This window comes from Hymenobacter sp. UYCo722, assembly GCF_040547115.1.
Taxonomy (GTDB): domain Bacteria; phylum Bacteroidota; class Bacteroidia; order Cytophagales; family Hymenobacteraceae; genus Hymenobacter.
In genome coordinates this window covers 136,650-163,147 of the sequence record NZ_JBEPPC010000008.1, presented here as the reverse complement: position 1 = coordinate 163,147, position 26,498 = coordinate 136,650, and the positions used below count along the sequence as shown (strand labels likewise).

24 protein-coding genes and 1 tRNA gene are annotated in these 26,498 nt (G+C 62.6%); 10 read left to right on the top strand and 15 right to left on the bottom strand.

Annotated features, from left to right (window positions below; all coding sequences use genetic code 11):
- Nucleotides 1–87: 87 nt before the first annotated feature.
- The gene (locus ABIB44_RS17495) at nucleotides 88–1,311 is read right to left on the bottom strand and encodes a THUMP domain-containing class I SAM-dependent RNA methyltransferase (RefSeq protein ID WP_354585964.1); all 1,224 of its coding nucleotides are present in this window, start codon (nucleotides 1,309–1,311) and stop codon (nucleotides 88–90) included.
- Nucleotides 1,312–1,414: 103 nt separating this feature from the next.
- Here ABIB44_RS17495 and ABIB44_RS17490 point away from each other — a divergent pair, with 103 nt between their 5' ends.
- The 5 genes from ABIB44_RS17490 (at nucleotide 1,415) to ABIB44_RS17470 (ending at nucleotide 8,118) form a co-directional block, all read left to right on the top strand.
- On the top strand, nucleotides 1,415–2,815 hold the full coding sequence (locus ABIB44_RS17490) for a sugar MFS transporter (protein ID WP_354585963.1): 1,401 nt from the start codon (nucleotides 1,415–1,417) through the stop codon (nucleotides 2,813–2,815).
- Nucleotides 2,816–2,861: 46 nt separating this feature from the next.
- The gene (locus ABIB44_RS17485) at nucleotides 2,862–3,419 is read left to right on the top strand and encodes a hypothetical protein (RefSeq protein ID WP_354585962.1); all 558 of its coding nucleotides are present in this window, start codon (nucleotides 2,862–2,864) and stop codon (nucleotides 3,417–3,419) included.
- 26 nt (nucleotides 3,420–3,445) lie between these two features.
- On the top strand, nucleotides 3,446–4,501 hold the full coding sequence (murB, locus tag ABIB44_RS17480) for a UDP-N-acetylmuramate dehydrogenase (RefSeq protein ID WP_354585961.1): 1,056 nt from the start codon (nucleotides 3,446–3,448) through the stop codon (nucleotides 4,499–4,501).
- A 124-nt stretch (nucleotides 4,502–4,625) separates the two neighbouring features.
- Nucleotides 4,626–5,630: a hypothetical protein gene (locus ABIB44_RS17475; protein ID WP_354585960.1), complete on the top strand. Its 1,005-nt coding sequence runs from the start codon at nucleotides 4,626–4,628 to the stop codon at nucleotides 5,628–5,630.
- A 124-nt stretch (nucleotides 5,631–5,754) separates the two neighbouring features.
- Complete coding sequence (locus tag ABIB44_RS17470; protein WP_354585959.1) at nucleotides 5,755–8,118, top strand: phospholipase D-like domain-containing protein; 2,364 nt, start codon at nucleotides 5,755–5,757, stop codon at nucleotides 8,116–8,118.
- Nucleotides 8,119–8,122: 4 nt separating this feature from the next.
- Here ABIB44_RS17470 and ABIB44_RS17465 read toward each other — a convergent pair whose 3' ends face one another.
- The 8 genes from ABIB44_RS17465 to ABIB44_RS17430 all read right to left on the bottom strand — a co-directional run bounded on the left by ABIB44_RS17465 (nucleotide 8,123) and on the right by ABIB44_RS17430 (nucleotide 17,522).
- On the bottom strand, nucleotides 8,123–8,401 hold the full coding sequence (locus ABIB44_RS17465) for a hypothetical protein (protein WP_354585958.1): 279 nt from the start codon (nucleotides 8,399–8,401) through the stop codon (nucleotides 8,123–8,125).
- 39 nt (nucleotides 8,402–8,440) lie between these two features.
- Nucleotides 8,441–11,428, bottom strand: coding sequence for an MSEP-CTERM sorting domain-containing protein (locus ABIB44_RS17460; RefSeq protein ID WP_354585957.1), 2,988 nt, complete (start codon nucleotides 11,426–11,428; stop codon nucleotides 8,441–8,443).
- 211 nt (nucleotides 11,429–11,639) lie between these two features.
- Nucleotides 11,640–12,266: a CDP-alcohol phosphatidyltransferase family protein gene (locus ABIB44_RS17455; protein ID WP_354585956.1), complete on the bottom strand. Its 627-nt coding sequence runs from the start codon at nucleotides 12,264–12,266 to the stop codon at nucleotides 11,640–11,642.
- Nucleotides 12,267–12,287: 21 nt separating this feature from the next.
- A complete protein-coding gene (yiaA, locus tag ABIB44_RS17450; protein ID WP_354585955.1) occupies nucleotides 12,288–12,725 on the bottom strand; it encodes an inner membrane protein YiaA in 438 nt (145 codons plus the stop codon).
- A 250-nt stretch (nucleotides 12,726–12,975) separates the two neighbouring features.
- Nucleotides 12,976–15,420 carry an endonuclease MutS2 gene (locus tag ABIB44_RS17445; protein ID WP_354585954.1) on the bottom strand — a complete coding sequence of 815 codons (2,445 nt, stop codon included), beginning with the start codon at nucleotides 15,418–15,420 and terminating at the stop codon, nucleotides 12,976–12,978.
- Nucleotides 15,421–15,986: 566 nt separating this feature from the next.
- Entirely contained in the window at nucleotides 15,987–16,562 is a 576-nt protein-coding gene (locus ABIB44_RS17440) for a hypothetical protein (protein WP_354585953.1), read from the bottom strand.
- 128 nt (nucleotides 16,563–16,690) lie between these two features.
- On the bottom strand, nucleotides 16,691–16,861 hold the full coding sequence (locus tag ABIB44_RS17435) for a hypothetical protein (RefSeq protein ID WP_354585952.1): 171 nt from the start codon (nucleotides 16,859–16,861) through the stop codon (nucleotides 16,691–16,693).
- Nucleotides 16,862–17,084: 223 nt separating this feature from the next.
- On the bottom strand, nucleotides 17,085–17,522 hold the full coding sequence (locus ABIB44_RS17430; protein ID WP_354585951.1) for a BLUF domain-containing protein: 438 nt from the start codon (nucleotides 17,520–17,522) through the stop codon (nucleotides 17,085–17,087).
- Nucleotides 17,523–17,771: 249 nt separating this feature from the next.
- Here ABIB44_RS17430 and ABIB44_RS17425 point away from each other — a divergent pair, with 249 nt between their 5' ends.
- Complete coding sequence (locus tag ABIB44_RS17425) at nucleotides 17,772–18,029, top strand: carboxypeptidase-like regulatory domain-containing protein (RefSeq protein ID WP_354585950.1); 258 nt, start codon at nucleotides 17,772–17,774, stop codon at nucleotides 18,027–18,029.
- A 75-nt stretch (nucleotides 18,030–18,104) separates the two neighbouring features.
- On the opposite strand, the gene ABIB44_RS17420 is transcribed toward ABIB44_RS17425, so the two are convergent.
- Both ABIB44_RS17420 and ABIB44_RS17415 read right to left on the bottom strand, forming a co-directional pair.
- Nucleotides 18,105–18,857 carry a TIGR02757 family protein gene (locus ABIB44_RS17420; protein ID WP_354585949.1) on the bottom strand — a complete coding sequence of 251 codons (753 nt, stop codon included), beginning with the start codon at nucleotides 18,855–18,857 and terminating at the stop codon, nucleotides 18,105–18,107.
- 164 nt (nucleotides 18,858–19,021) lie between these two features.
- Nucleotides 19,022–19,978, bottom strand: coding sequence for a LysM peptidoglycan-binding domain-containing protein (locus tag ABIB44_RS17415; protein WP_354585948.1), 957 nt, complete (start codon nucleotides 19,976–19,978; stop codon nucleotides 19,022–19,024).
- 192 nt (nucleotides 19,979–20,170) lie between these two features.
- Between ABIB44_RS17415 and kdsB the strand changes: the two genes are divergently transcribed.
- A complete protein-coding gene (gene kdsB, locus ABIB44_RS17410; RefSeq protein WP_354585947.1) occupies nucleotides 20,171–20,920 on the top strand; it encodes a 3-deoxy-manno-octulosonate cytidylyltransferase in 750 nt (249 codons plus the stop codon).
- Nucleotides 20,921–20,997: 77 nt separating this feature from the next.
- On the opposite strand, the gene ABIB44_RS17405 is transcribed toward kdsB, so the two are convergent.
- The 4 genes from ABIB44_RS17405 to gap form a co-directional block, all read right to left on the bottom strand.
- Nucleotides 20,998–21,438, bottom strand: a complete 441-nt coding sequence (locus ABIB44_RS17405; protein WP_354585946.1) for a DUF1622 domain-containing protein — start codon at nucleotides 21,436–21,438, stop codon at nucleotides 20,998–21,000.
- A gap of 152 nt (nucleotides 21,439–21,590) precedes the next feature.
- Nucleotides 21,591–21,926: a translation initiation factor gene (locus ABIB44_RS17400; RefSeq protein ID WP_354585945.1), complete on the bottom strand. Its 336-nt coding sequence runs from the start codon at nucleotides 21,924–21,926 to the stop codon at nucleotides 21,591–21,593.
- A 98-nt stretch (nucleotides 21,927–22,024) separates the two neighbouring features.
- Nucleotides 22,025–22,894 (bottom strand): diacylglycerol/lipid kinase family protein, encoded by an 870-nt coding sequence (locus ABIB44_RS17395; RefSeq protein ID WP_354585944.1) that lies wholly within the window; start codon nucleotides 22,892–22,894, stop codon nucleotides 22,025–22,027.
- Between the two features lie 179 nt (nucleotides 22,895–23,073).
- On the bottom strand, nucleotides 23,074–24,081 hold the full coding sequence (gene gap / locus ABIB44_RS17390; protein ID WP_354585943.1) for a type I glyceraldehyde-3-phosphate dehydrogenase: 1,008 nt from the start codon (nucleotides 24,079–24,081) through the stop codon (nucleotides 23,074–23,076).
- A gap of 317 nt (nucleotides 24,082–24,398) precedes the next feature.
- Here gap and ABIB44_RS17385 point away from each other — a divergent pair.
- From ABIB44_RS17385 to ABIB44_RS17375, 3 genes are all read left to right on the top strand, one after another.
- Nucleotides 24,399–24,470 (top strand) — tRNA-Glu (locus tag ABIB44_RS17385).
- Nucleotides 24,471–24,590: 120 nt separating this feature from the next.
- Nucleotides 24,591–25,202, top strand: coding sequence for an RNA polymerase sigma-70 factor (locus ABIB44_RS17380; RefSeq protein WP_354585942.1), 612 nt, complete (start codon nucleotides 24,591–24,593; stop codon nucleotides 25,200–25,202).
- A gap of 130 nt (nucleotides 25,203–25,332) precedes the next feature.
- Complete coding sequence (locus tag ABIB44_RS17375) at nucleotides 25,333–26,376, top strand: FecR family protein (protein ID WP_354585941.1); 1,044 nt, start codon at nucleotides 25,333–25,335, stop codon at nucleotides 26,374–26,376.
- Nucleotides 26,377–26,498: the final 122 nt, after the last annotated feature.

Below are 26,498 nucleotides of genomic sequence, written 5' to 3'. Positions count from 1 at the left end.
TTAGCGCGGCGCGACCGAATCACCTCACCCCCCAGCCCCCTCTCCCGCGGAGAGGGGGAGCCTGACGGCTCTTTTCTATTTTCCCTTTTACTCCTCGTCTGCATTGTCTGCGCCGCCGTGGCTCCCCCTCTCCGCGGGAGAGGGGGCCGGGGGGTGAGGTGACGGCGTCCGCCGGCTCCCCCCATACAGCTCATACTTCAGCAGCCGGCAGTCAATCGGCCCGTTGAACAGCGGCACCCGCCGCGCCGGCTTCAGCCCGATGCGCTTGGCCGCTTCCAGATTCCCGGTGAACACAAACGCATTGTAGCCCTGGAAACCTGATTTCAGCGTATCGCCAATGGTTTTGTACAGGGCATCCATTTCGGCCTCCTCGCCTATTCGCTCGCCGTAGGGCGGGTTCATCAGCACGATGCCGGGCTCCTCCTTGGCGGGCGCGGCGGCATCTTTCACATCGCGAACGGACAAGCGAATGCAGTCCTCCAGGCCAGCGGCTGTGATGTTGGCCGCCGCCATCTCGATGGTTCGCGGGTCGAGGTCGGAGCCGGCGAGGTAGGCCTGCGGCTCGTCGAGGCGCTGGGCTTTGGCCTCCTCGCGCACCTTTTCCCACAGCTCAGGGTCGAAGTCGTACCAGTTTTCGAAGCCAAACTTGCCCTGGTGGAACAGGCCGGGCGCGATGCGCTGGCTGATGAGGCCCGCCTCGGTGAGGATGGTGGCCGAGCCGCACATGGGGTCAATCAATGGCTTTTTGCCATCCCAGCCCGAGAGCAGGACCAAGCCGGCGGCCAGCACCTCGTTCAAGGGAGCTTCGTTGGTGTGCTGGCGGTAGCCGCGGCGATGCAGCGAGTCGCCGGCCGCGTCGAGGCTGAGGATGACTTCGTTCTCCGTCATGCGCAGGTGCAGGCGGATGTCGGGGGTGCGGGTGTCGATGCTGGGCCGCTCGCCGGTACGGGCCCGAAATTGGTCCACGATGGCATCCTTGGTGAGCTGGGCCACGAAGAGCGAATGCTCAAACGTGGAGCGGTTGACCACGGGCGTTATGGCAAACGTCTGGCCGGGGCCAATGAAATCCTGCCAGTCGATGCGGCTCACCTCGCGGTACAAAGCTTTTTCATCGGCGGCATAAAAGGCGGCAAAAGGCCGCAGCAGGCGCATGGAAAGGCGGCTCCAGAGCGCGGCTTCATACAGCAGGCGGTGGTCGCCGATGAACTCGACGGCCCGCGAGCCGACGTGGGTAATATCGGCTCCGAGGGCGTAAAGCTCGTCGGCGAGCAGTTCTTCCAGGCCGAACTGGGTGGTGGCGGTAAGGTGCATAGTTCGGCAAAGGTCGGCAGAAAGTGTAGCGCATGCTTTAGCTTGCGCCATCAAACCCGTCACCTTCCCACCGGGCGCACGCCGAAGCATGCGCTACGCACCTATGGCCCTCGCTCCTTCCTCCTCCGCTCCCATCGCCACCGCCGCGCCGGCCCGCTCCTACGCCGGCCCCATGGTGCTGATGACGACCCTGTTCTTTCTGTTCGGGGCCGTCACCAACTTCAACGACGTGCTGATGCCGTATTTGAAAGACGTGTGCCAGCTCACCGATTTGCAGTCCTCGGCGGTGCAGTCGGCTTTTTTTGGGGCGTATTTTCTGATGTCGTTACCGGCTGGCTGGGTCCTGAAGAAGCTGGGCTACCAGCGTGGCATTGTGGTGGGCCTACTGGTGATGGCGGCCGGCGCACTACTGTTCATTCCGGCGGCCGATTCGCGCGCCTTTGCTCTGTTTCTGACGGCGCTGGCCACGCTGGGCGCGGGCATCACGTTGCTGCAAGTGGCGGCCAACCCGTACGTGAGCATTCTGGGGCCGGCGCGGGGCGCGGCGGCGCGGGTGAGCGTGGTGGGCGTGGCCAATAACTTCGGTGGGGCCTTATCGCCACTGGTGGGCGGGCTGGTGCTGTTCGGCGGCTCGGTGGCCCTTAAGGCCCGGCTAGCCGCTTTGCCGCTGGCCGAGCGGCTGGCCGAAGAGTCGCAGCTCGTGAAGGGGCCTTACATCGGCTTAGCTGTGTTTCTGGTGCTGCTGGCGGCGCTGTTTTTCTTCCTGGTGAAGCTGCCCGACATCGAAGGCATCCCCGAAGAGGCGGCCGAGGAGGCACGGCCTATGGCAGCCGGGCGCACGTCGGCACTCGCGTTTCCGCACCTGGTACTGGGCATCGCGGCCATCTTTGTGTATGTTGGAGTCGAGGTTGGTCTTGGTTCATTTCTCATTCGCTACGGCGAGTCGCAAGGCATCAAGCAGCTTTCGGCCTTCACCCAAAGTCTGGTGCAGGGGCTGAACGTGGCCACTAACTACGCGTTGGTGCTATTTGGCAAAGAGCCCTCGGCTATTGATACCACGGCTGGCTTCACCAAGGCGGTGGGCGCGGTGCTGGTGTCGTCGTATTGGTTCGGCTCGCTCATTGGCCGGGTGGTCGGCATTCCCCTGCTGCTCAAATTCCACAACCGGGTGCTACTGGTGGCGGTGTGCGCAGCCGGCACGGCGCTGGTGGGGGCAAGCATTCTAAGCACCGGCGAAACGGCTCTTTGGCTCATCGTCCTCTGCGGGCTGATGAACTCGATTATGTGGCCCGTCATTTTCCCGTTGGCCATTACCGGCCTGGGCCCATTCACTAAGCAGGGCTCCTCCTACCTGATTATGGCTATCGTAGGCGGGGCGCTTATTCCGCCGCTCATGGGCTGGCTGGCCACGCACGGCGGCGGGCTGCGGGTGGCCTTTGTAGTGCCGGCGCTGTGCTACGTGTACCTTTTGTTTTATGCACTAAGCGGCTACCGCGTCCGTTAAAGGCCCAATCACAAAATCTCTTTATCATATTCCCAACTTATTTTTTATGAAAAAAACACTGTTTGCCCCCGCCTTACTCGTGCTGGCGCTGCTGCTGGGCACCGTTGGCTGCAAAAAGATTCTGGGCCTGCTCACCTTCCAGATTAACGACTCCACCAGCTTCCAGCTGCCGGCCACCGGGCCGCTACCGGGCGGTATCGGCCCGGTTATCACCCTGCCAGGCGTCACGGTGAACTCCACGGCCAGCAGCACGTACCAGAACAACAACACGGCCGGCGACTATGTGCAGGACGTGACCCTCGACCGTCTGGCCCTCACCATCACCGACCCGGCCGGGCAGAATTTCGACTTCGTAAAGAGCATCAGTATATCAATCTCGACCGATGCGGCTGGGACCAACAAAGTGCTGCTAGCATCGCTCAACCCCGTGCCCACCGGCCAGACCACCATCGAGCTGAAGCCTGCCGACCAGAAGCTTGATGTGTTTCTGCGCGGCGGCAACTACACGCTGTTCACCACCGTGGAAATGACGCCGCTGGGCCTGCGCCAAGCCACCACCGTGCGCGCCGACTCGCGCTTCAACGTGAAGGCCAACTCGAAGTAGCGTAGCCCGGCCGCTACCTTTGCGGCATGATGCCTCTGCTCGAAGAAAACGTCTCCCTCCGCCCCTACAACACCTTTGGTCTCGATGTGCGGGCCCGCTACTTCGCCCGCTTCGCCTCGGCCGATGCGCTGCGCCAGCTGCTGCAGCTACCACAGGTACAAGCCGCCGAAAAGCTGATTCTGGGCGGCGGCTCCAACCTGCTCTTCACGCAGGATTTTCCGGGCATCGTGCTCAAAAACGAGATTTGTGGGCTCGAAATCATCGGTGAAGATGGGGCCGAGGGCACGGCCCTCGTCCGGGCCGGGGCCGGGGAGAGTTGGCACGGAATGGTCGAATACGCCCTCGACCAGCAGCTGAGCGGTATCGAAAACCTCTCGCTCATTCCGGGTACCGTGGGCGCGGCCCCCTTGCAGAATATCGGAGCCTACGGGGCCGAGCTGCGCGACACCTTCGACCATCTGGAGGCCCTTGAGGTCACGACCGGGGCGCTGCGCGTGTTCTCGGCCGCCGAATGCGGCTTCGGCTATCGCGAGAGCGTGTTTAAGAATGTACTCAAAAATCAGTTCGTGGTCACGGCCGTGGTGCTGCGCCTGCACCGGCAGGCCCGGCCCGCCGGGTACGCCCCCAACGTGCGGTACGGTGCCATTGCCGAAACCCTGGCCGAGCTCGGCATCACAGGCGAGCCCACGCCGCAGCAGGTGAGCCAGGCCGTGGTCCACATTCGCCGCTCGAAGCTGCCCGACCCGGCCGAAATCGGCAACGCGGGCTCGTTTTTTAAGAATCCTGAAATATCCCAGGCTGCCTTCGACCGCCTCAAAAGCCAGTACCCCGACCTGCCCGGCTACCCCGTGCCCGGCGGCGTGAAGGTGCCCGCCGGCTGGCTTATCGAGCGGGCCGGCTGGAAGGGCCTGCGGCGCGGCGCCGGCGACGGCACCCACGGCGTGCACGCCCGCCAGGCCCTCGTGCTGGTGAACCACGGCGGGGCTACGGGCAGCGAAATCCGGGCTTTGGCCGAGGAGATAATCGCGTCCGTGCGACAACATTTTATGGTCGAGCTTCATCCGGAAGTTAACATTTTGTAAAGATTTAGCAAAACGAATCCAAGCCATAATTTTGCGGCCTGGGTGGCGGAGAATGAATATTTTATCCTGAACTTTGCGAAGATGACCTCGTTGTCAGTCTGTTTATTCTCCAATTCCCCCGAGCATGAATTCACTCTTTCTCTTCGCCGGCCTCTTCACCGGGTTCGCCTCCGAAACTCCATCGCCTCCCGGCACGGGCATCCCGCCCGTGCTCACTGTTAAAGCCGCGCGCGCCCTAGCCCCCGGCAGCACCGTTACCATTCGCGCCGTCGTGCTTAACGGCCCTGAGATGGGCAACATCCGCTACGTGCAGGATGCCGACGCGGGCCTGGCCCTGTATGCCCAGCCCGCCAAAACGCCGGGCTTCGGTGAGCTGCACGCCGGCGACAGCATTCAGGTAACCGGCCAGCTGAAGGTGTACAACGGCCTGACCGAGATGGACCCCATTGCCTCGTTTCATAAGCTGGCCAGTGGCGTGCGCGTGCGCGCCCTGCAAGTCCCCGTTGAGCGCGCCACCGAGGCCTTTGTAGAAGCCAACGAAAGCCGGTTGCTGGAGATCAAAGGGGTAACGCGCCTCACCATGCCCACCGGCACGGTAGCCACCACCCTGGCGGGCAACTCCAACTACCTGCTCAACGGCCAGGTCGGTGGCCTGGTCCGAATCATGGCGGCCAGCACCGGCCCCGAAGGCCTGGTCGATGCCACCCCGCCCACCAGCGAAGCCTTCGATGTGCGCGGCGTACTGAGCCAGTTTGCCCCCAGCGGCGTGGGCGGCTATCAGCTAATGCCCCGCCTGGCGACCGATATGGTACGCGGCGGCGGCCTGCCCCGCCTCACCGAGGAGCCGGTACCCGTGAACGTGACCGGTAATGGCTTCACGGTGGTGTTTTCGACGCTGAACCCCGGCGATACCCGCGTGCGCTACGGCCTCGACCCCAAGCAGCTGAAAGACAGCCAGACTGACCCCACCTTAACGACCCGCCACAGCCTGCCCCTCACCAACCTCATTCCCGGCACCACTTACTACGTGGAAGTGAGCTCGCGCAATGCCACCGGCACCGAAACGGCCTCGCCCGTGCCTTTCATCACGGGCAGCGGCAAGCGAGTGCGCCTGGGCGGCAAAAATTAACTTATGGTCAAGCCGGGTGCTTTTGGCGGCCGGCCGGGGTTCGTTTAGCTGAATATCAGCATCTTTGTGGTTCGGCTCCGGCTCCGACCTATTTTATTTTACTCCCACTCAGTTCTTTTTTAGCATGAAAAAATTTACGCTGCTAGCGCTGCTGGCGGGTGTCCTCACGGGCGGCTCAGCGGCCGCCCAAACGGCCATCACCATTGCGGCGGCCCGGGCACTGGCCCCCACCACCAACGGTACGGCCGGCCCCACGGTCACGGTGCGCGGCATTGTCACGAACGGAGCCGAGCTGGGCTCTACGGTGAGCATCATCCGCTACATTCAGGATGGCACGGGCCCGAACTCGGGCGTGGGCGTGTACTCGACGGGCACCGGCACTTTTGCCACTACCCTCAATTCGCTGGCCCTCGGCGACAGCATTGAAGTAACCGGCGGCCTGAAGATGTTTCGCGGCTTGCTCGAAATCGACCCCGTGGCCTCGCTGACCGTGCTGGCCGGCAACCGGCCGGTGCCGGCCCCCATCGTTTTCACGGCGGCCAATGCGGCAGCGGCTTACGACGAGAAATACGAAGGCATGCTGGTGCGTATCAACGGCCTTACCTCGGTGAACACGACCGGCGGGGCTTCGGTCACGTCGTTTGCGGCCAATACCACCTACCGGCTCAATAACAACGCCACGCTGGTGACCTACGTGCCCACCAACTCCAACGGGGCCGATGGCCTGATTGGCAAGCCCAGCCCCACCGGCACATTCGACGCGATAGGCATCGTGAGCCAGTACGCGTCGTCGGCCACCAGCACGACCGGCGGCTACCAGCTGCTCAACCGCAAATACGGCGACTTCATCCAGGGCCTTACGCCCAACCTGACAACAACTCCGGTGCCGAGCAATATTACCACCACGGGCTTCACCGTGTCGTTCAACACCTCGAACACCGGCGACACGCAGCTGGCGTACGCAACCTCACCCACCGGCACCTTCACAACGGTACCGGGCAGCACTACCCTCAGCAACGCCCACAGCCAGGCGCTGACGGGCCTGCAGCCGGCCACCATTTACTACGTGCAGGCCGTGTCGGTGAACAGCGTGGGCCGCTCGGAGTCGCGCGTGGTGCCCATGATTACGGCTTCGCTGTCGTCGGGCCTCATCAAAAACTACTTCAACAACCCCGTGGATGCCACGCTGGCCAGCGCCGGCAACGTGGCCGTGTATACGCCCAACGGCAGCGCCGCCGATACGCTGGCCAAGTACATCGGCCGCGCCACCCAGACCCTGGATATTGCCATCTACAACTGGAACAGCACGATAATTAAGGATGCCGTGATTGCCGCCAAAAACCGGGGCGTGCGCGTACGCATCATCTACGAAGACGACAATGCGAACGTGAGCGTGGGCCAGCTGCCCACCAACATCCCTCGCGTGGCCCGCCCCGCCCAGGTGGGCAGCAGCGGCAGCAGCATCATGCACAACAAGTTCGTGGTTATTGATGCCGAAAGCACCAACCCCAACATTCCGTGGGTCTGGACGGGCTCGATGAACTGGACGCCGGCCCAGCTGGCCACCGACCGCAACAACGTGATTGCCCTGCAGGACCAGGCCCTGGCCCGCGTCTACACCGTCGAGTTTGAGGAAATGTGGGGCTCGCGCACCGACGTGGCCGGCACCATCCTGTTCGGCTCGCGCAAAACCGACAACACTCCCCACTTCCTGATGATTGGCGGCCGCTCGGTCGAGTCGTACTTCTCGCCTACCGATAACGTGAACGGTCGCCTGCTCACCGCCATCGCCTCCGCCGACAACGACCTGCACTTCGAGTCAATGCTCATCACCCGCGCCGACCTGGGCCGGGCCCTGGCCAACCAGGTAATCTCGCGCAACATCGCCGCCTGCTCCGACGGCCTCGTGAACGACACCAGCGGCACGGCCGGCTTCGCGTTCCGCCTCATCAAGGCGGGCATGGGCAACCGCGTGCTGCTCAAGAAAACCAGCGGCATCATGCACCACAAAACCCTGATTGTGGACGCCGGTGCCAATCATTCGGACCCGACGGTGTTCGTGGGCTCGCACAACTGGACCGCCTCGGCCGATACCGAGAACGACGAAAACACGCTGGTGGTGCACGATGCCAAAGTAACCAACCGCTACTACCAGGAGTACGCCGCCCGCATTGCCGAGCAGAACGTGCCCGGCGTGGTGGTGTGCCGCCTCGTGCTGGCCACCAAAGCCGGCAGCATTCAGGCCAAAACCCTGCAAGCCTACCCCAACCCGACCCGCGGCAGCTTCCAGCTGCACCTGACCGGCGCTTCGGCCCGCACCGCCACGGTGGTGCTGCGCGACGTAACCGGCCGCGTGGTACTCACCCAGACCCAGCCCCTGAACGGCACCGACCTCACCATCGACGCCACGTCGCTGAAGGCTGGTCTGTACCTGGTGCAGGTAACTACCCCCGAGGCCGTGCAGACGAGCCGTGTAGTAGTGCAGTAAAGCGTTAGACTTGTTCCCAAATACTGAAAAGCATCAATTTGGCGGTCATGCTGAGCGCAGTCGAAGCATCTCTACCGAGCAAGTAATCTAATTCGGAGCGACGAAGCGGTAGAGATGCTTCGACTGCGCTCAGCATGACGTCCTTTTTTTGTTTTTGCTTATTCGGGAACAAGTCTATTAGGTTAAAAGTGTAAGAGGCGGCTCCCGATGCGGGGGCCGCCTCTTTGCGTTTGAACATAAATGCTTTACGGTAGTGCGCCAGCCCGCACAAGCCAATCAACAAGCCCCCATCAACTAACGGCAATGCATTGCCGGCTCACGGTTACGAATGCAGGACCCGGGCCGCGCCCCGCGAACGCCGCAGATGCCAGCCGGCCAGCAGCAGCCCGGCCGCCAGCAGCAGCAGTGCGCCGCTGTCGATGGGCGTGGCAGTGGGAGCCGAATTCTCACTTTCCACGGTGTCGAGCGAGGCGTTGGCGGCCAGGGTTTGTTCCTGCTTGCGGTGCAGCGCGGCTTTTTGAGCGTCGTTTTCAAGGGCCAGGAAGGAGGTGAAAGGGGTCAGAATACCCGCCCGAAAGCTGGCCTGAATAAACGGCACCCGCTCGCGGTCGGTGATTTCGGGGTGGAAGCTTTGCCACTGGCCGTAGCCGCGCAGTCGCAGCCCCGCGAGCCAGCGGCTGGCCGCCGGGGCATCGGCCGTATGCACAGTGGGCCGGCCGGTTACAACCACGGCAGCCTCGGCGGTGGCGGCCAGGTAGGCGCGCGGGTGGGCGGCATCGGGCCAGGCGCGCACCCGCGCGGGGGCACCCGGGGCGGGCAACGCGGCGGCCGCAGCTGGAGAAAGCGGCTGCCGGGGCGCGTGGCGCAGCGAGTGCGGCACGAGGCGGCCGTCGGAACCCAGCACGTAGAACACGTCGCTTTCGGGGTAGGCACTACGGAAATCCTCAAAATCCGCATCCAGCACGGCATTGTTGAAGTCGTCCGTCACCGCCACCAGCACGGGGTAAGTAGCGCTGGGGTGCTCCTGCGCCGCAAACAACACCCGCCGAATGGCCCCACCGAGGTAGAAGCCGCCGGTGCCGGATGCTGTACCCAAGGCCTCGGCCCAGCTGGTGCCCGCGGGCACGGGCGTGGTAGCGGCATTCACCAGGCTAAAGCGGGCCGGCGCACCGTTGGGCAGCGACTGGGCCAGCTGGCGCGCCAGGCGCGCGCGGAATGCCTTCACCGGCGCGGGTTGGCCCGCCGAAGCATCCAGCAAAAACTGATAGTAGGGCCGGCGCTGCACCAGTGGCAGCCGCAGCTTGGCCGCGCCGCTCAGGTAGGCTACGCCGCTGCCGGGCACACTAATGGGCGCGGTGAGCGGGGCGGCGGCGCTATCGCCCAGGGCCAGGGGGCGGCCGTCCACAGTCAGGGTGCAGGGCTCTTTGTGCAGGAACTGGATGCTGGTGCGGCGCGCCTCGCCCCCCGACACGGGGTAGACGCGCACGGCAATTTCATTGGGGCCCCGGTAGGCCAGCAGGCCGGGGTCGCGGGAACTGTTTTCGCTCAGAATCTGAGCAAAGACCCAGGTGGCGGCCTTCTTCTCGGCCAGGATACCGTGCTCCTGCCGGTTGCCGATGGTGAGGGTGTAGTCGCCCACCCAGCAACCTTCGGGCAGCCGGATGGCGGTGCTGTACTCGCGATTCTGGTAGCTGGGGTTGCGGTTGACCACTTCCAGGTCGACCCAGCTAACCCAGGCCTGCTGTCGGGCATCGTAGGTGCTGCGGACGGCGGCGCGGCGCAGCTGGGGGGCCTCGGGGTCGGGGGCCGGGTCGCTGGCGCCGTCGAGGTCGGCCCCGGAGAAGCGGTGGGCGGTACCCGAAGCGGGGTTGAATCTATTCCTGGCCAGGTAATCCGGGTCGGGCACGGTGCCGACGAACACCAGCTCCAGCTCGTTGATTTTGTGCTCCGACAACATCAGGTTATCAAGCACCAGCCAGTTGAAAAAGGTGGATAGGTAGGGCTGCTGCGAGCCGAAGAACAGCTCCTGGTTCCGGTCCTTGTTCTGCCGCACCTGGGCCAGCGTGGCTGCCAGCGCCGGGGCATCGACGTGCGGCAGCTGGGTATAGTCAGGCGTGTAGACGTAGGCCAGGGCCTCGTGCAATACCCGCCGCCGGTGCCAGAAGCTCCCCGTGAAGTAGAGCGGCAGCACCGCCAGCCCAGCCACCAGCGCCGTGGCCACCAGCCGCGCCGGGTACACGGTGCGCAGCGCGGCCACGTCGTCGCTCAGTTGGCGCACATGCACCACAAACAGCAGCAGCGGAGCCAGCAGCAGAAACCCCACCCCAATGAGAATGATGGCTGGAATGGCCAGCGGCAGAAACGGCAGAAACACCAGGAAAAAGTAAAACGTGAAGCCGAACAGCGCACTGCGACCCAGCAGCTGCGCCAGCCGCAGCCCGGGCCGGCCGCTGTCGGGCAGGCACAGCAGCACCCCGTTCAGAATGGCCAGCCCATAAAACCAAGGACTGCTGAAGTTGCCGAAAATGCCGTTGGCCTCGCGGAAGCCCTGCCCGAAAAACAAGCCGTTATTCACTCCCAGCCCCAGCAGCGGCAGCCCGATGGTGACCACCACTTTCCAGACCAGGCCGCCATCGGCCCAACTCCGCTCGCGGCGGCGCGAGACGATGAACAGCGCCCGCGTGAGAAAGAAAAAGAAGCTGAGCGTGCCCAGCACCAGCGCCACCGCGAGGATAACCGTACCGGCCGTTTCCCAGTGCGTCGGCCCGGTGTACACGTCGGGGCTCATGCTGCCCAGCAGGAGTTCCACCCACTTCAGCACCTCAAACACCAAGCCCCAGCCCATCGGCACCACCACCGCGAGGAGGATGTTGGGGGCCGCCTGCTGCGGCTGGTCGTCGGGCGTAAACTTGGCCACCAGCGCCAGCATGGCGTGGGCCAGCGTGGGCATCAGGAAAGTCCAGGCCATGAGGATGGGGTTGGTGGGCACCATCCAGGCGGGCACGCTGCGGGGCAGCAGCTCATCAGCGTGCCAGGTGAGCAGGCATAGCCACAGGCTGAAAGCCAGCAGCGCCACCACGCTGTACCAGCCGCCCACCGGCTGCCGACGTGCCAGCTGCCCGCCCGCGTAGCCCGCCCCACCCAGGCCCAGCAGCCCCAGCACTGCCCCAAACGCTCGCCACTCCCCCACGCTGGCCGTCGGCAGCAGGGTCTTAATAACCGAAAACTCGCCAGCGCAAATCAGCAGGTACACCAGCAGCGGCGCGGTGCTGGCCAGAAAAATCCATTTGGGAGTGCGCAGGCTTTGCATGGGTTGAGGGGCAGAGAACTGCCGGAAGAGGGTGAGGAAAAGGCACAGGCACTCCCGCCCGGCCACGCAATGCGGCCGGCAGCAAAACCCAGGTATCAGGAACTGGACAAATGTATTTTAAAGAACTTTGTATTTCAAAGTATATTTTCATTCAGCTGGTTGCCTACTAACGAAAAAACCGTTTCTGCATCAGAAACGGTTTTTTTTATTTTTACCCATTGAATAGTTTGTACCGCTTTATGGGCTTGCCCCGCCGCAGCTGGGCAGCGTGCCAGGCAGTGGGCACGTCGTTGGTCCACTGGCGCAGCAGCAGGATGATGGCCACAATTTCGAGCCGGCTCAGTACGCCGAGGTAGAAGGATACTTCGAACAGCCCGCCCGCCTCGCAGCTCGAAACAAGCTGGAGAAGCGCGGCAAACGACACCAGTACCCAGGCTTTGGCCGCCCACGAGTGCGTGGCAATTTCCTTGCGAAATTTCAGGTAGCACACCACGTAGGTCAGCGCTTCCAGCGCCAGCAGGGCCAGCAGCTGCGCGGCGTGCTGCCGGAAAAACCCAGGGCAGGCCAGCCAAGTAGCCCCCACCACCGAAGCCCAGAAAACCTGGTCAATCGTGGAATCGAGCCGGCGCAGCTTTTCCGTCGACACGCCCAGCTGCCGGGCTACAATGCCATCGAAAATATCGGTGAGCAGGCCGGCCGAAATCAGGACCACGGCCAGGGCAGCGAAGTGCGCCACGCCCAGCCATGCCAGCGCCAGCAGCACCAGGCCCAGCGCGAAGCGGGCGTACATCAGGGCCAGGGGTAGCTGGCGTAGGGCGGCCCCGTAACGCGTTTCCATCAGGGAGTTTGGCTACCGCGATTAGGCGATGGGTTCTAACTCAACGGACTCCTGCTTCAGCGTATCGCGCGTGTTTTTCTGCACGGCAATGGCGGCAAACAAGCTCAGCACGAAGGCCATGGCGTAGAAGCCTTTCTCGCTCAGGGTGAGCGTGGCATTCCAGAGGCCCACGGTCAGCAGCAGCACCGTGAGCAGCACCGACACCCAGCTGATACCATAGTACAGGTTGGTAACCGGGATGCCTTCGAGGCGGTCGCGCACGCTCTTCTGCACCGAAATGGCGGCAAACAGGCCGTACATCAGCACCGTGAAGTAGTAGCCCTTCTCGTTCAGGGCCATCGGAGCATTCCAGAGGCCAATGTTGAAAGCGGCAAAGCCCACGAGCAGGGCCACCCAGGAAGCGCCAATAAAAGCGGCGGACGTTTGCGTAACAGACGGACGGTTGGTTGGGGAGTTCATGCAGCTAAAAAGTGGGGGAATGGTGGCTGCTTGCGCCGGGCGCGACTGCGCGGCTTTCGGGAAGCGGAGCAAACATACACCACGCGGTTAGCGCCAATTAACCAATTTTTGCGTTTATCCGACTTTCCAGCGCCCGGGTATGGCGTGCTATCAACGCTTAAAACCCGCCCAAAAACAAACCCAGGCCTTATCCAGACCTGGGTTTACCTTCTTAAGAAGAGACTTTAGCGGCACCGCGAGGCCGCGGCGGCTACTTCAGTACGGCAATGGTAACGCCGTCGCCGCCGCGGTCGGCGTGCTCGTCGGCCACGCTGGCCACGGCGCGCTGCGAGCGGAGGTAGTCGCGCACCACCTGGCGCAGCACGCCGTTGCCGCGGCCGTGCAGGAATTTGATTTCAGGCATGCCCAGCATCACGGCGTCGTCCACGAAGCTCATGGTTTTGGTGATGGCATCTTCAGCACGCTCGCCGCGCAAATCGAGCGTGGGGCTGAAGCCGGCCATGCGGTCGGTGATGTTCACGCCGTTGCCGCCGCCGGTGCTACCGCCGCTCAGCCGCGACTTGGTGGCTTTGGCGGCCTGCTCCCGCTCGCGAATTTCGGCCCGGCCCAGCTTTTCGAGCTGGCTGAGCTTGGTCAGCGTTTTCATGCCCCCGAACAGCACCTCGGCGGTCTGGCCTTTCACGCTCACCACCTCGCCGTAGCCGTCCTGGCCAAAAAGGGCCACTTTGTCGCCGGGCTTGAGGTCGCCGGCCTCGGCGCGCTCGCGGGTGGCTTTGGGCTTGGGCGGCTCGATGTGCAGCTCCTGGCGCACGAAGGTGTCGAGCTTCTCGCGGGCGGCCTTGTTCACTTCCTTGTCGGCGTTGCCGCGCCGGATTTCGCCGATGGTGGCCTCAATCTGCTGGTTGGTATTCACCAACAGGGCCTTAGCCTGCTGCTTGGCGGTGCGCAGGGTTTCGAGCCGGGTGTCTTCGATGTGCTGCTTGAGGTCCTGGTATTCCTGGGCGGCGCGCTTGAGGCGCTTTTCGGCCTTGGCGGCCTCGGCAGTGCGGGTTTCGAGCTCGGTTTTTTCGCGTTCGAGGCCTTCGAGGAGCTGGTCGTAGCGGATTTTGTCCTTGCCCACGAGTTGGGTGGCGCGCTCCACTACTTCCTTCGGCAGGCCGATTTTGCGGGCAATTTCGATGGCGAACGACGAGCCCGGCTTGCCCACTTCGAGGCGGTAGAGCGGCTGCAGCTTCTCGGGGTCGTAGCGCATGGCTCCGTTCACGAGGTGCGGAGTGCGCTCGGCGAAGTTCTTCAGGTTGGTGTAGTGCGTCGTGATAACGCCGTAAACCCGCGCTTTATTTAGCTGGTCGAGCACGGCTTCGGCGATGGCCCCGCCCAGGCTGGGCTCGGTGCCGGTGCCGAATTCGTCAATCAGCACCAGGCTTTTCTTGCCGGCCAGCAGCATAAACTGCTTCATGGCCAGCAAGTGCGAGGAGTAGGTCGAAAGGTCGTTTTCCAAACTCTGCTCGTCGCCGATGTCCAGGAAAATATCCTCAAACACGCCGGCTTCGGAGTTGTCGGCGCACGGAATCAGCAGGCCCATTTGCAGCATGAACTGCACGAGGCCCACGGTTTTCAGGCTCACGGACTTGCCGCCGGCGTTGGGGCCGGAGATGACGAGGATGCGCTGCTCGTGGTTCAGCTCCAAATCCAGCGGCACCACTTCGCGCGGGTCGCCGTTGTCGCGCTTGTGCTGGGCAAAAGCGAGCTGTAGCAGCGGGTGGCGCACGCCGTGCCACTTCAGCAGGGGCTTGTTGTGCAGCACCGGCAGCTGGCAACCGAGCGTGACGGCCAGCCGCGCCTTGGCCCGAATAAAGTCAATCAGCCCCAGATAGGAATAGGCCTTGCGCAGGTCCGGAATGTGGGGCCGCAGCTGGTCGGTAAGGGCCGTGAGAATGCGAATCAGCTCGCGGTGGTAGGCGTTGTCGAGGTCCTTGATGTCGTTGTTGAGCTCAAAAACGGCTTCCGGCTCGATGTACACCGTCTGGCCCGAGGCCGACTCGTCGTGAATCAGGCCCTTCACCTTGCGCTTGTGCTCGGCGATAACCGGCAGCACCAGCCGCCCGCCGCGAATGGTCGGCTCGGCATCGGACGGAATCCAGCCCTCGTTTTTGGCCTGGCGCAGGATGCCGGCAATCTGCTTGCGCAGCTGCCCCTGCCGGGCAATGAGCTCCTGCCTAATCTGGCGCAGCAGCGGCGAGGCATCGTCGCGCACGGCCCCTTCGTCGTCCACTACTTTGTCCAGGGCGGCCAGCAGGTTGCGGTCGACCTGAATGCCGATACCCAGCAGCCGCAGCGTAGGATACAGGCCCGGGTCGGCATCCGAGAAAAAGCTCAGCGCCTGCCGAATGGTGCGCAGGCTCATCTTCACTTCGAAGAAGGCGGCCACGTCGAGATAGGCCCCCGGCAGGGCGGCGCGCTTGAGGTGCGCCTGGGCATCGTGGTAGTGAGAAGCCGGAAAATCGGCCCCCGAGCGCAGCAGATAAGCGAACTCATCGGTTTGCTGCAGCAGCTTCAGCAGCGGCTCGTGCTTGGTCTGGAACTCCATGCGGGCCACGTAGTGCCGGCCGAGCGCCGAGAGGCAATTGGCTTCGAGCTGCTCGCGCAGGGTGGTGAAGCCGATTTTTTGTTCGAAGTGTTGGGGTAATAGCAAGTAAGTCGTCTTTCGGTAATGGGATGCGAAGGTAAACAGCCGGGCGGGGGCGAAAGATTCGTGGGGATTAGACTATAAAGCAAGTCTCTAAGTAATGAGGCAAAGTAACCGGACTCTCCGGTCAAACCGCACAGGCAGTCTGACCGGAGCACACACTAAACAGATGCTTACTGCTGCCCGATTACTTGAGCCTTTCTGCCCACTTTCTATGACCGATTCTGCTACCGCAAGCTCCACCGCTCCAGCCTGCCCAACTATTTTGCCTACCGTGTGACCACCTGCGACGACATGGTACCACTCCCGCCGGCCAGCCAGCCGCCGGTTACCATCGAGGCGCGGGTAGCCAGCGCAGCTGTACCGCTCTCACCCGCCTGGTGTTGCTGCTGTGTGTCCAACTCAAACTGCCTCACTTCCAAGGAATGTGAGAAACTACCGTTTCATTTCCTGCGGTTTTATCCGACTATCCCGGGCGGGATACCTTAAACATAAGCACGAAAACCCTGCCACGCCCGATGGGAGGCATGCATCCGCAGTTCAAGCACCTGGGCTTGGGGAATCACCACGGCTTAGGGAATCACCACCTTGACGTACTTAATTACATCGATGTCGGCCAGGCCACCGTCGTTGTATCGGTTGGCCGCCAGCTGGGCATCGGCTGCGGTGAGGACGAGAGTCTGCACCGTTTGGACGGGTTGATTCGGGGCGCTCTGGCCCAGCAGCTCCAGCGTGACTACCGCGTTGGGGCCGGGGGGGTCTCCATACGCGCCTTCAAACTTGATGATTAGGTAGAGCGTCTGGCCGCTGAGGTTGCTGCCGCCGGTGATGGCGGTGGTGGTAGTTGGCTGGTTACTCGTGTACCAATAGCTGCCGCTGTTGTTCACCAGCAGGTTGCTGCTGCGGGGACCGCAGTTGGTGGAGATTAACTGGCCGTTTACCGGCGAGCAGGGCATGAGTTCCAGCGCCACCCGCGGCATATCGACTCCGGGCTGGCTGCCGATGCCGCTGATGGAAAACCGGGCCGAGTACGTGGCTTGTGCGGCCGGACGGGGATTGTCACGGCCGCCGCACTGACTGACTGCCAGGGGCAGGGCGAGCATCGCGACCACGCGGAGGAGCCGGCGCAAATGGGGAAGGACCATCATCGGAAAAAAGTTATAAGGTGTGATTATAGGAGTCAAAAAGGCGCTCAAACAGCATAACGCCAGTTTCAATTGGCCTGACCGGGTGCTAACGCAAAAGGTTGCTGCACCATGAAAAAAAGGTTGCTGCTTTAGCGCATACTGAAGCGCGACCCGAGTTGCAGCCCAGCACGCTTGAGGTGCGCCTGGGCATCGTGGTAGTGCGAAGCCGGAAAATCGGCCCCGCTGCGCAGCAGATAAGCAAACTCATCGGTTTGCTGCAGCAGCTTCAGCAGCGGCTCGTGCTTAGTCTGGAACTCCATGCGGGCCACGTAGTGCCGGCCGAGCGCCGAGAGGCAATTAGCTTCGAGCTGCTCGCGCAGGGTGGTAAAGCCGATTTTTTATTCAAAGTGTTGGGGTAATAGCAAGTAAGTACGCTTAGCGGTATTTCAGAATAGGATACGAAGGTAAAAAGCTAAGCGGGCGGGAAGATTCGCGGGATGCTTCTGTATCCTCGCGACAGTAGCAGCAACAGCGACCAGCGCGTCAGAACCGAATCACGTCTTCGGCTACGAAGGCGGCCAGGATGGCATACAGGCCAGCGTCGGCCACCGAGGCCGGGGTCATGGGCATGGGGTTGGCCGGGTCGAGGTAACCCTTGAGTTGAACAAAATCGGTGGGGTTCACAGCTTTAAATCCCATCGACCACTGCTCAAACTGACGGTGCTTGATGGGGCCATCGGCGAGCTTCACCACGTGAGCGTGGCGGTTATCGCGCGAAATGCGGGCAAAAATGGCTTGCACCTCGTTGCGCGCGCCCTCCAACACCTGCATTATACCCCCGTCGCTGTACAGCAGAATACCGGTGAGGCCGTGAGCCGAGTTCCAGGCCCGGGACTGGGCCAGTACCCGCTCTAGTTCGGGCTCGCTCATGGGCAGCGTGGCAAAGCTCTGGTAAACGAGGTGATACAATTCTGGGGGCATCGTGATAACAGCGGGAATAAATCCCCAGCGGGGGAATGACAATTAGCAAGCGGTTTCGAATCGGCTGGGGCTACCCGACGGCTCAGAAAGAACGGGGCAATAATACGGCCAATGCGGCCAACTGATTACATTTTTATACACGCTTAGAACGTCTTTCCCCGGCTTCCGAAAAAAACACTCTTGCCAGCCGGCTGCACTACGGCACCCACCGCTAGCCCAAGCCCGGTTCCGGTGGCCAAAAACACGCCCATGATGCAGGTCGTCCAGGGTCATGTCAGCGATGCCGAAGGCCAGCCAGTGCCCGGCGCGACGGTGCTGGCACCCGGTACCCTGCTGGTAACCACCACCAACGCCACCGGCGACTATACCCTGAGCGTACCCGCTGGCACAGCACTCAAATTTGGCTACGCTGACTTCGCCGACGAAGTGCTTCGCCGACGAAGTGCTTCGCACCAGCAGCAGCGCCATCAGCAGCACACACAACGTGGTACTGACCCCGGAGGATGAGCCTGCCAAACGTTCGCGCCGTCGCTGAGCATCACTAAAATCGAAGCTCCGTTGCATCTTTTTTCCTGATTTACGCTACTTATCCACCCCCGCCCCAAACAGCGCGAAGTCGTACTTCACGGGGTCCGTGGGGTCCAGCAGGCGCAGGTTGGCGGTGAGCTCCTCGGCGGCCTGCCAGTCCACGAGCTTGCGGGTGAGCAGGCCCAGCGGGCGGGCCTGGCGCTCGACGTGCAGGTCGATGGGCATGATGAGGTCGGCGGGCGAGAGGCGGGTCCAGAGGCCGAAGTCCACGCCGTGGCCGTCGCGGCGCACCAGCCAGCGCAGGTACATGTTCACGCGCTTGCAGGCCGAGCCCCGGGCTGGGGTGGCCACGTGCTTGCGGGTGCGGGCCGGCGCATCGGGCAGGCTAAAAAAGTGGTTATGGAAGTTGATAAGCCGCTCACGCTGCGAGTGGCCCACCAGAAAAGCAGTTTCGAGCGAGTCGTGCTGCCGGTACCAGTCGCGCAGGAAATGCACGAAGTATAGCAGGTCGGTATCGCAGAACGTGCGGTGGCAGAAGCCCAGCAGGCGCTTCAAGTCCTCGTCCTGGTGCTGGGTGATGAACTGGTGCGGGGCATCGTCCATGCGGCGCAGCAACTCATTGCACTTGTTGATGATGGTGGGCCGCTGCCCCCAGGCCAGTAGCGCCGCAAACAGCCCCGCAATCTCAATATCCGGGCGCTGGGTAAAGCGGTGGGGGATTTGAATGGGGTCGTTGGCGATGAATTCCGGGCGGTTGTAGCGCGCATACTGCGCATCAAGCTGGCGGCGGAGCTGGGGGATATTCATGGGTAGCGTTTGGAAGAGTGCAGAACCGAATAAAAGCCGAACGTCATGCTGAGCTTGTCGAAGCATCTCTACCGCGCAACTAATCAATTTTAGTATGGCGGTAGAGATGCTTCGACAAGCTCAGCATGACGTTCTTTTTATCCAATCAATTCAATCGGTCGCTACTACTCCGGAATGTAGTTCGTTTCGACACGAAAGCGCGAGTCGCTGGTGCCGAGCTTCTGCACGGCACGGGGCGAGAGGCGCACCAGAATGTTGTTATTTTCGCCGGTGTTGGGCAGCCGGCCGATGACGCGCACATACACATACAGCCCGTTCATGGCGTTTTTCACCTGCATGATGGTGCCCACGGGGGCCGTTTTGTGCAGGGCCAGGTACTTCTCGGTCACGCTGTTTTCGATGGGCGCGCCCAGGCCCGCTTCTACCACGCGGCCCAGCAACTCGCCGGCGCGGGTGGGCTTCTCCTCGCGTTCGTCCTTCTTCTCCTCGTGGTCGGCCGGCAGAGCGGGCGTCACGGTTGCCACCTGCGCGGGCTTGTCGGGGGCCGGGCTGGTGGGTGTTTTGCTGGCGGGCACGGCCTCGGTTTCGGCCGGACGCACGGGAGCAGCCGCTTTGGCCGTGGCGGCGGCGTCTTCCGTAGCCGCCAGCAGTAGCTGCTGGCCGGCGCGCACGGTGCCGGCGGCGGGCAGCTTGTTCAGCTTAATCAGCTCCTCGGGCGAAAGCTGATAGCGGGTAGCAATTCCAAACAGGGTTTCGCCCTTGCGCACGGTGTAGCGGGCGGGCACGGGACCGGGCGCGGCGCTGGCGGTGGGGCTTTTAGCCGGCGCGGCAGCCGCGCCGGCTTTGCCAGCGGCGGGCCGGGGCACGTACACAATCTGGCCGATGCCAAGGCCATTTTTAATCTGCGGGTTGGCAGCGTTGAGCTGGGCCAGGGTCACGCCGTAGCGGCGCGTGAGGGCAGTGAGGGTTTCGCCGGGGCCCACGCGATGCTTCACGAAGCGCTGGCCGCCCCGCATTTCCTGGCCAATAGAGTCGGGAGGCGCGGCTTTGGCGTGGCCGGGTTTGCCGGGGCCGGGGCTGTTCAGGGCCAGCACCGTCAGCAGCGAAAAAAATACAGTCATGATAGTAGCCTTGCAAAATTCACGTTTTCCCACGCCCGGGAGGACCGGGCGCACCGCCCGACAAGGCAAAATAACGCAAAAACCGGCGGGGAATTGGCGGCACCTCGTTTCAACTCGCCACGAGCCCGTTCTTTGGCATTCAATCCGGGAGAGTATTCCGCTCCTCACGCCCCACTTCCTGCTCCCAGCCTCATGGTTCTCGGCCTCATTCCCGCCCGTTTCGCCTCCACCCGCCTGCCCGGCAAGCCGCTCATCGACCTCGGCGGCCAGAGCATGATTCAGCGGGTAGTGCGCCAAGCCCGCGAGGCCAACCTGGCCCGGGTAGTGGTGGCTACCGATGATGAGCGCATCCTGCGCCACGTGCAGGAATTCGGCGGCGAGGCCGTGCTCACCCGCCCCGACCACCCCAGCGGCACCGACCGCCTCTGGGAAGCCTTCCAGCAGCTCGGTGCACCGGCCGACGTGCATTGCATCGTCAATATTCAGGGCGACGAGCCGTTCATTCACCCCGCTCAAATCAACGCCCTGGCCGATTTGTTCGCCACTCCGGCCACCGCGCCCACCATTGCCACGCTGGTGAAGCCCGTGGTTTCGGCCGAGGAGCTGTTCAGCCCGCACCTGCCCAAAGTGGTGCTCGACGCGCAGGGCCACGCCCTGTACTTCAGTCGCCACCCTCTACCCTACCAGCGCAGCCGCCCCGAGGCCGAGTGGCTGGCCCACCACCGCTACCTGCGCCACCTGGGCCTGTACGCCTACCAGCCGGCGGTGCTCGGGCGGCTCACGCGCCTACCCGTGTCGCCCCTCGAAGCCGCCGAGAGCCTGGAACAGCTCCGCTGGCTGGAGGCGGGGTATAAAATTCGTTGTGCCGAAACGGAGCTGGATGCCTTCGGGATTGACACGCCCGAGGATGTGGCAAAAGCGCGGGCCCGGCTGGGGGTGTAGCACAGACGCTGCGAGTTCACGTACCGGCGCAGTTGACATAACGCGCTGCGCGACCTCGCCGAACTCAGGCTACAGCCTCAATCAGCCCGTTCTACCGTTTCTTCCTCGGGCGAAACCTGGTGCCGCTCCTCACGCATCTCGCGCGATAAGAAGTAGTTGAGTGCCGTGCGGATAACCGCAATGGCACCGAGCTTGCCAATCTGCTCCCAGCTTGGGGCGATGGCCGTGCTCAGGATATCGGCTCCGAGCTGAAACTCCAGTGCCAGCGCCAGGTAGCGCGCCAGCGCTAGCCGAATGGCCGTGAAATCGGCGGTTTTCTGCCGGCGCAGCGCCTTCAGCAACAGCCAACCGGCGCTGAGGATGCCCAGCGCGATAATGGCCGCGCCTACGGTTTCGATGCCCAGCTTCAGCCATTGTACGCCGTTGATTACGGCTACTTCGGCCCGACCGTGCACAGAGCTCGTGTCGCGCGCGGCTTCGGGAAGGGTAATCAGGAGCAGGGATAAAAAGAAGTGCATCGGAGCGGCGGCAATAGTGGGGGATTAATCTATGGTGGCTGATATAGCGCTCGAGCTTGGGGTTAAATAGTGCCCAGCAAGGCTCGCTGAACAGTTTTATGGCCGGTCTGCCGGCACCCTGGCTCCAGCCAGTTGCCATCCATTGCACTACCTTACCCGCCGGCCTTTTTGGCTTTATAGCCTTCCTTCAATAGCACTTCGAGCACTTTATCGCGAAAATCGCCCTGCACCACCACCTCGCCATCCTTGGCGCTGCCGCCCACGCCGCACTTGGTTTTGAGGAGCTTGCCCAGAGTTTGCAGGTCGGCATCGGTGCCCATGAAACCCGTTACAAGCGTCACCTGCTTGCCGCCGCGCTGCTTCTTATCGAGCTGCACGCGCAGCTGCTGCTGCTGGGGTGGCAGCGTGGTGGCCTCCGTCGGCTCGTTGCCTTGGTAAGTGAAATCGGGATTGGTCGAGTACACGACTCCGGTGCGGTTCTGTTTCATGCTGATTAGTTGGCAGTTGCTAGTAGTCCGTTGCTAGAGTTGGGTACGACTTATCAGGTTGCTAACAACGGACAACGAGCAACTGACAACTTAAACGCTTACACCGCCACGGCCAGCGCCAGCGGCAGCAGGCTCACGTCAAACTCGGTGGCATGGCCCAGGTAATCGCCATCGACGTGGAAGCCGATGGGCGCTTCGGCCACCACGCGCCCGCGCGGCACCCGAAAGTACTCGGCGGCCTTGCTTTGAGGCAGGTTGCCCAGGGCCATGGCCAGGCTCACCCGGAAGGCGCGCAGGGGCGGCAAGTCATCAATCAGGCACACGTCGAGCAGGCCGTCGCGCAGGTCGGCGCGGGGCGCGATGTAGGCATTGTTGCCGTACTGGGAGGCATTGGCAAAGGCCAGCACGTAGCAGTTGGTGCGCACTTGCTGGCCATCGAGGTTGGCCTGCACGCGCACTGGCTGGTAGCGCCGGTATTCGCGCAGCGTCACCTGCAGGTAGGTACTCAGCCCGCGCGAGCCGGCCAGGGCGAAGTGCTGGCTCACGTGCGCATCAAACCCCAGCCCGGCCGTGCAGAAGAATTCGTGGCCGTTGATAACGCCCACATCCATGCGGCTGAACGTGGGCGCGGCCAGTCGGCGCAGCGCGGCGGCTAGGCCCAGCGGCACCTTCAGGTGGCGGGCCAGGCCGTTGCCCGAGCCCTGCGGAATGATGCCCAGGGCCGTTTCGGTGCCCAGCAACCCCCGGCCCACCTCGTTCACGGTGCCATCGCCCCCCACGGCCGCTACTATCGCGAAGCCTTCGGCGGCGGCGGCACGGGCCAGCGCCACGGCGTGCCCGGCGTACGCGGTCGGCCGGATTTCATAGTCGGCCTCCCGCGTGCCGAAATAGCGCGCAATCAGCGCCGGCAGGTCGTGGCGCTGGCTGGGGCCGGCTTTTGGGTTCAGAATGAAGCAGGTTTTGGCCAATTTTTTTTACTGTGGAGGGTAGATATGGGCACTACGAAGAATGAGCAGCATAAGTGACGAATAGCCAGAGAACGGATATGAAGCAAAAAAGCCTGCCATCTGGCAGGCTTTTTTGTTGCTTCGCCGAAAATCCGCGGTTGCGCACATTTTCACCTTCAGCGCCTTTTCACATCGAAAGGCTACCCGTTCATCTGCTCGCCGAGCTTCTGAATGAGGTCGGCGGTGCGGGTCGAGTAGCCGGTTTCGTTGTCGTACCAGCCAATTACCTTGGCCAGCGTACCGTTGGCCGAAGTCAGCTCCGAGTCGAAAATGCAGCTGTGGGGGTTGCCCACGATGTCGATGCTCACAATCGGGTCGGTGGTGTACTCCAGAATGCCTTTCAGCGGGCCATCGGCGGCGGCCTTCATCACGGCGTTGATTTCCTCCTTGGTTACTTCCTTTTTCAGGATAACGGTCAGGTCGGTCATCGAGCCATCGGGCACGGGCACGCGCATGGCCAGGCCGTCGAGCTTGCCCTTCAGGGTGGGCAGCACCAGGCCCACGGCCTTGGCCGCACCGGTGCTGGTGGGGATGATGCTGTAGGCAGCGGCGCGGGCGCGGCGCAGGTCCTTGTGGGGCGCATCCTGCAGGTTTTGGTCCGAGGTGTAGGCGTGCACCGTGGTGATGTAGCCTTTCTCGATGCCGAAAGCGTCATCGAGCACCTTGGCCATCGGGGCCAGGCAGTTGGTGGTGCAGCTGGCGTTCGAAATGATGGTTTCTGAGCCATTGAGGATTTCCTCGTTCACGCCCAGTACCACGGTCGGGATGTTGCCGGTGGCAGGAGCCGAAATCACCACTTTCTTGGCACCGGCGGTGAGGTGCTGGCCCGCGCCGGCCTCGTCCACGAAGCGGCCGGTGCTTTCGAGCACCACGTCGACGCCCATCTTGCCCCAGGGCAGCAGCTTGGGGTCGCGCTCGGCGAGGGCGGCAATTTTCACGCCGTTCACGGTGAGGCTTTCCTCGTCGTAGCTCACAGTGCCGTCGAAACGACCGTGCACAGAGTCATACTTCAGCAGGTGGGCCAACGTTTTGTTGTCGGTCAGGTCGTTGATAGCAACGATTTCCACGTTGTCGCGGCCCAGCAGCGACTTGAAGGTGAGACGGCCAATGCGGCCGAAGCCGTTGATGGCGACTTTAATTTTTGCCATTAGTAAAAACAGAGAAAGATAGGTGGCAGGCTCCCACACTGGCAGCCATTGAAACGCGGGGCGAAGATAACAGCCCGGCGCGGGTTGGCCGCGTGGCCCGGCAGCCCGCCCCGTTCGATTCCCCTACGGACTGCCAATTGGCGAAGTAATGCCCCTTATTTTAGCCTGCCTTCCTCCCCCAACGATGCGCCCTGGCCGGCCCGCCAAAATCTTTTCCCCTGAAAAACAGCACCCTTTGCTTAATTCGGCGCTTTTTTTGGTCTGCCGCTTGCGTAGCAACAAGCACGCCGTACCTTTGCATCATCAAAACGAAAAACGGTCCGTTCGTCTAGGGGTTAGGACAGTAGATTTTCATTCTACCAACAGGGGTTCGATTCCCCTACGGACTACTAAAAGCCACCTCGCAAGGGTGGCTTTTTCTTTGTGCTCCGTGTGCGAATACTGGCCACCTAGCGGGCACACCGCTACCTTGGTCGTACTGCTTGCCTTATCTTGCTGGCATGCATGCCATGGCTCCTCGCCCCGTTCCGTCGTTGCGCCTGTTGGCCGCCTGGGACGACACGGACCTGCTGGCCGCCCTGCCGGCGGGCCACGAGGGCGCATTTGCCGAAATATACCGGCGCTACGGCCTGCTGCTACTGGAGCAGGCCAGTCGCAAAACCGGCTCGCGCGAAGCGGCCGAGGAAATCGTGCAGGACATTTTTACGGCCCTTTGGCAGCGGCGCGAACACGCGGCCAGCATTCAGAAGCTACCCGAATATTTGGGCACAGCCGTAAAATTCCGGGTTATCAACCTGATAAAAAACCGCTACACCCACGATGACTACGCGGCCTACTGCCGCACGCTAGTTACGGAGGCCGACCGCCGCACTGAAAATGAACTGGCCGCAACCGACCTGGCCGGGGCGCTGCACGCGGGCCTGACCCATTTGCCCAGCCACACCCGCGAAATTTTCCAGCTGAGTCGGTTTGAGCACCAGACGGTGCCCGAAATCGCCGGGCGGCTGAAGCTTACGCCCAAAGCCGTGGAGTACCACATCACCCGCGCCCTGAAGCTGCTGCGGGTTTCGTTGAAAGATTTCCTGGTCGTGCTGCTGGTGATAAGCTGCCTAATCTCCTGATTTTCAAAATGTATTTTCCATTTCGCTTGCTGGTATGAGGTTGCGTCAGCCGTAAGCAGCCGTCCTTTTGGCGGTTGCGTTTAGGGGGTGGCGGGGTTTGATTGACTATCAGGTAAGCACTCCCTCCGGTATGGCCTCCAACTCGTCCGAATTCCGCCAGCTATTGCAACGTTACCAGCAGGGTGAGTGCACCCCGCAGGAGGTGCGTCACATCGAGGCCTGGTACCGTCAGCTCGGGGCTGAGCAGCCATTAGACCTGACCAGCAACGAGAAAGAGGCCCTGACGGCGGCCGTGTGGCAACGTATTGCAGACCGCACGGCACGTGATAACGAGCACCGCTTGAAATCCACTGGCTGGGCTTCGTGGCCGGCCAGCGTGCGGGCGGCAGCTGTGGCAGCCGGTGTGCTGGGAGCCAGCGTATTTGGTATTCAACTCGCCAATAGCCCATTGGTGAAAGAAATGGCTCGGCAACGCCTGGCTACCGCACCAACCCCGGCAACCTGGCTACTGTATACCGCGCCGGCCATGGCCCCGGAACGGCGGGTAGCCCTGCCCGACGGCAGCTTTGTGACGCTGGCCCCGGGGGCGACGCTACGCTACCAGCGCGTTAAAGCTACCGGACGCCGCATTGCTTACCTCAGGGGAGAAGCCTTTTTCGACGTGTTTCACGACGCGCAGCACCCGTTTTCGGTGCTAACGGACCAGGTGGTGAGTACCGTGCTGGGCACCAGTTTTCGGGTGCGGGCGGTGGCGGGCCAGCCCGACGTGCAGGTGCAGGTGCGCACCGGGGCTGTACGGGTGAGCCCGCGCGCGGGAGCAGCGGGAGCCGGGCCGGTGGCTGCCATCATAGTGCGCCCCAACCAACAGGCCGTGTATTCGCCTGTGCGCCGGCAGCTGTGGCGCGAGCTGGTAGCGGAGCCGGTGCAACTAGCTCCGCAGTCGTTCGTATTCAACGACCGGCCGGTGGCCGACGTACTACAGGTGCTTTCGGCGGCTTACGGGGTCGAGATTAGCTACGATGCCGAGGCGCTGCGCAACTGCACCCTCAACCTGCGCCTGGGCAGCGAGCCGCTGTTCGACAAGCTGAACCTGGTGTGCGAGGCCCTGGGGGCCCGCTACGAAACGGCCGATGGCCGCATTATTTTTCACGGCCAGCCCTGCGCGGCTGAATAATCCGAATGAACCGAATAGCCTGACTTATTTCTGTCTGCTGCCTATGAAACAACTCCCACAATCGATTCCGGCGTTTAAAACCGCCGCTTAGCGTTGCCTCATTTGTTCCCTAATTCCCACCA

What these genes read in the sequence shown, in the direction of transcription:
- ABIB44_RS17440 (WP_354585953.1), bottom strand. Translation starts at nt 16,562, where the DNA reads ATGATGGTCCTTCCCCATTTGCGCCGGCTCCTCCGCGTGGTCGCGATG.
- murB (WP_354585961.1), top strand. Translation starts at nt 3,446, where the DNA reads ATGATGCCTCTGCTCGAAGAAAACGTCTCCCTCCGCCCCTACAACACC.
- ABIB44_RS17495 (WP_354585964.1), bottom strand. Translation starts at nt 1,311, where the DNA reads ATGCACCTTACCGCCACCACCCAGTTCGGCCTGGAAGAACTGCTCGCC.
- ABIB44_RS17375 (WP_354585941.1), top strand. Translation starts at nt 25,333, where the DNA reads ATGGCCTCCAACTCGTCCGAATTCCGCCAGCTATTGCAACGTTACCAG.
- gap (WP_354585943.1), bottom strand. Translation starts at nt 24,081, where the DNA reads ATGGCAAAAATTAAAGTCGCCATCAACGGCTTCGGCCGCATTGGCCGT.
- yiaA (WP_354585955.1), bottom strand. Translation starts at nt 12,725, where the DNA reads ATGAACTCCCCAACCAACCGTCCGTCTGTTACGCAAACGTCCGCCGCT.
- ABIB44_RS17470 (WP_354585959.1), top strand. Translation starts at nt 5,755, where the DNA reads ATGAAAAAATTTACGCTGCTAGCGCTGCTGGCGGGTGTCCTCACGGGC.
- ABIB44_RS17400 (WP_354585945.1), bottom strand. Translation starts at nt 21,926, where the DNA reads ATGAAACAGAACCGCACCGGAGTCGTGTACTCGACCAATCCCGATTTC.
- kdsB (WP_354585947.1), top strand. Translation starts at nt 20,171, where the DNA reads ATGGTTCTCGGCCTCATTCCCGCCCGTTTCGCCTCCACCCGCCTGCCC.
- ABIB44_RS17485 (WP_354585962.1), top strand. Translation starts at nt 2,862, where the DNA reads ATGAAAAAAACACTGTTTGCCCCCGCCTTACTCGTGCTGGCGCTGCTG.
- ABIB44_RS17430 (WP_354585951.1), bottom strand. Translation starts at nt 17,522, where the DNA reads ATGCCCCCAGAATTGTATCACCTCGTTTACCAGAGCTTTGCCACGCTG.
- ABIB44_RS17420 (WP_354585949.1), bottom strand. Translation starts at nt 18,857, where the DNA reads ATGAATATCCCCCAGCTCCGCCGCCAGCTTGATGCGCAGTATGCGCGC.
- ABIB44_RS17475 (WP_354585960.1), top strand. Translation starts at nt 4,626, where the DNA reads ATGAATTCACTCTTTCTCTTCGCCGGCCTCTTCACCGGGTTCGCCTCC.
- ABIB44_RS17435 (WP_354585952.1), bottom strand. Translation starts at nt 16,861, where the DNA reads ATGGAGTTCCAGACTAAGCACGAGCCGCTGCTGAAGCTGCTGCAGCAA.
- ABIB44_RS17380 (WP_354585942.1), top strand. Translation starts at nt 24,591, where the DNA reads ATGGCTCCTCGCCCCGTTCCGTCGTTGCGCCTGTTGGCCGCCTGGGAC.
- ABIB44_RS17425 (WP_354585950.1), top strand. Translation starts at nt 17,772, where the DNA reads ATGATGCAGGTCGTCCAGGGTCATGTCAGCGATGCCGAAGGCCAGCCA.
- ABIB44_RS17405 (WP_354585946.1), bottom strand. Translation starts at nt 21,438, where the DNA reads ATGCACTTCTTTTTATCCCTGCTCCTGATTACCCTTCCCGAAGCCGCG.
- ABIB44_RS17460 (WP_354585957.1), bottom strand. Translation starts at nt 11,428, where the DNA reads ATGCAAAGCCTGCGCACTCCCAAATGGATTTTTCTGGCCAGCACCGCG.
- ABIB44_RS17415 (WP_354585948.1), bottom strand. Translation starts at nt 19,978, where the DNA reads ATGACTGTATTTTTTTCGCTGCTGACGGTGCTGGCCCTGAACAGCCCC.
- ABIB44_RS17455 (WP_354585956.1), bottom strand. Translation starts at nt 12,266, where the DNA reads ATGGAAACGCGTTACGGGGCCGCCCTACGCCAGCTACCCCTGGCCCTG.
- ABIB44_RS17490 (WP_354585963.1), top strand. Translation starts at nt 1,415, where the DNA reads ATGGCCCTCGCTCCTTCCTCCTCCGCTCCCATCGCCACCGCCGCGCCG.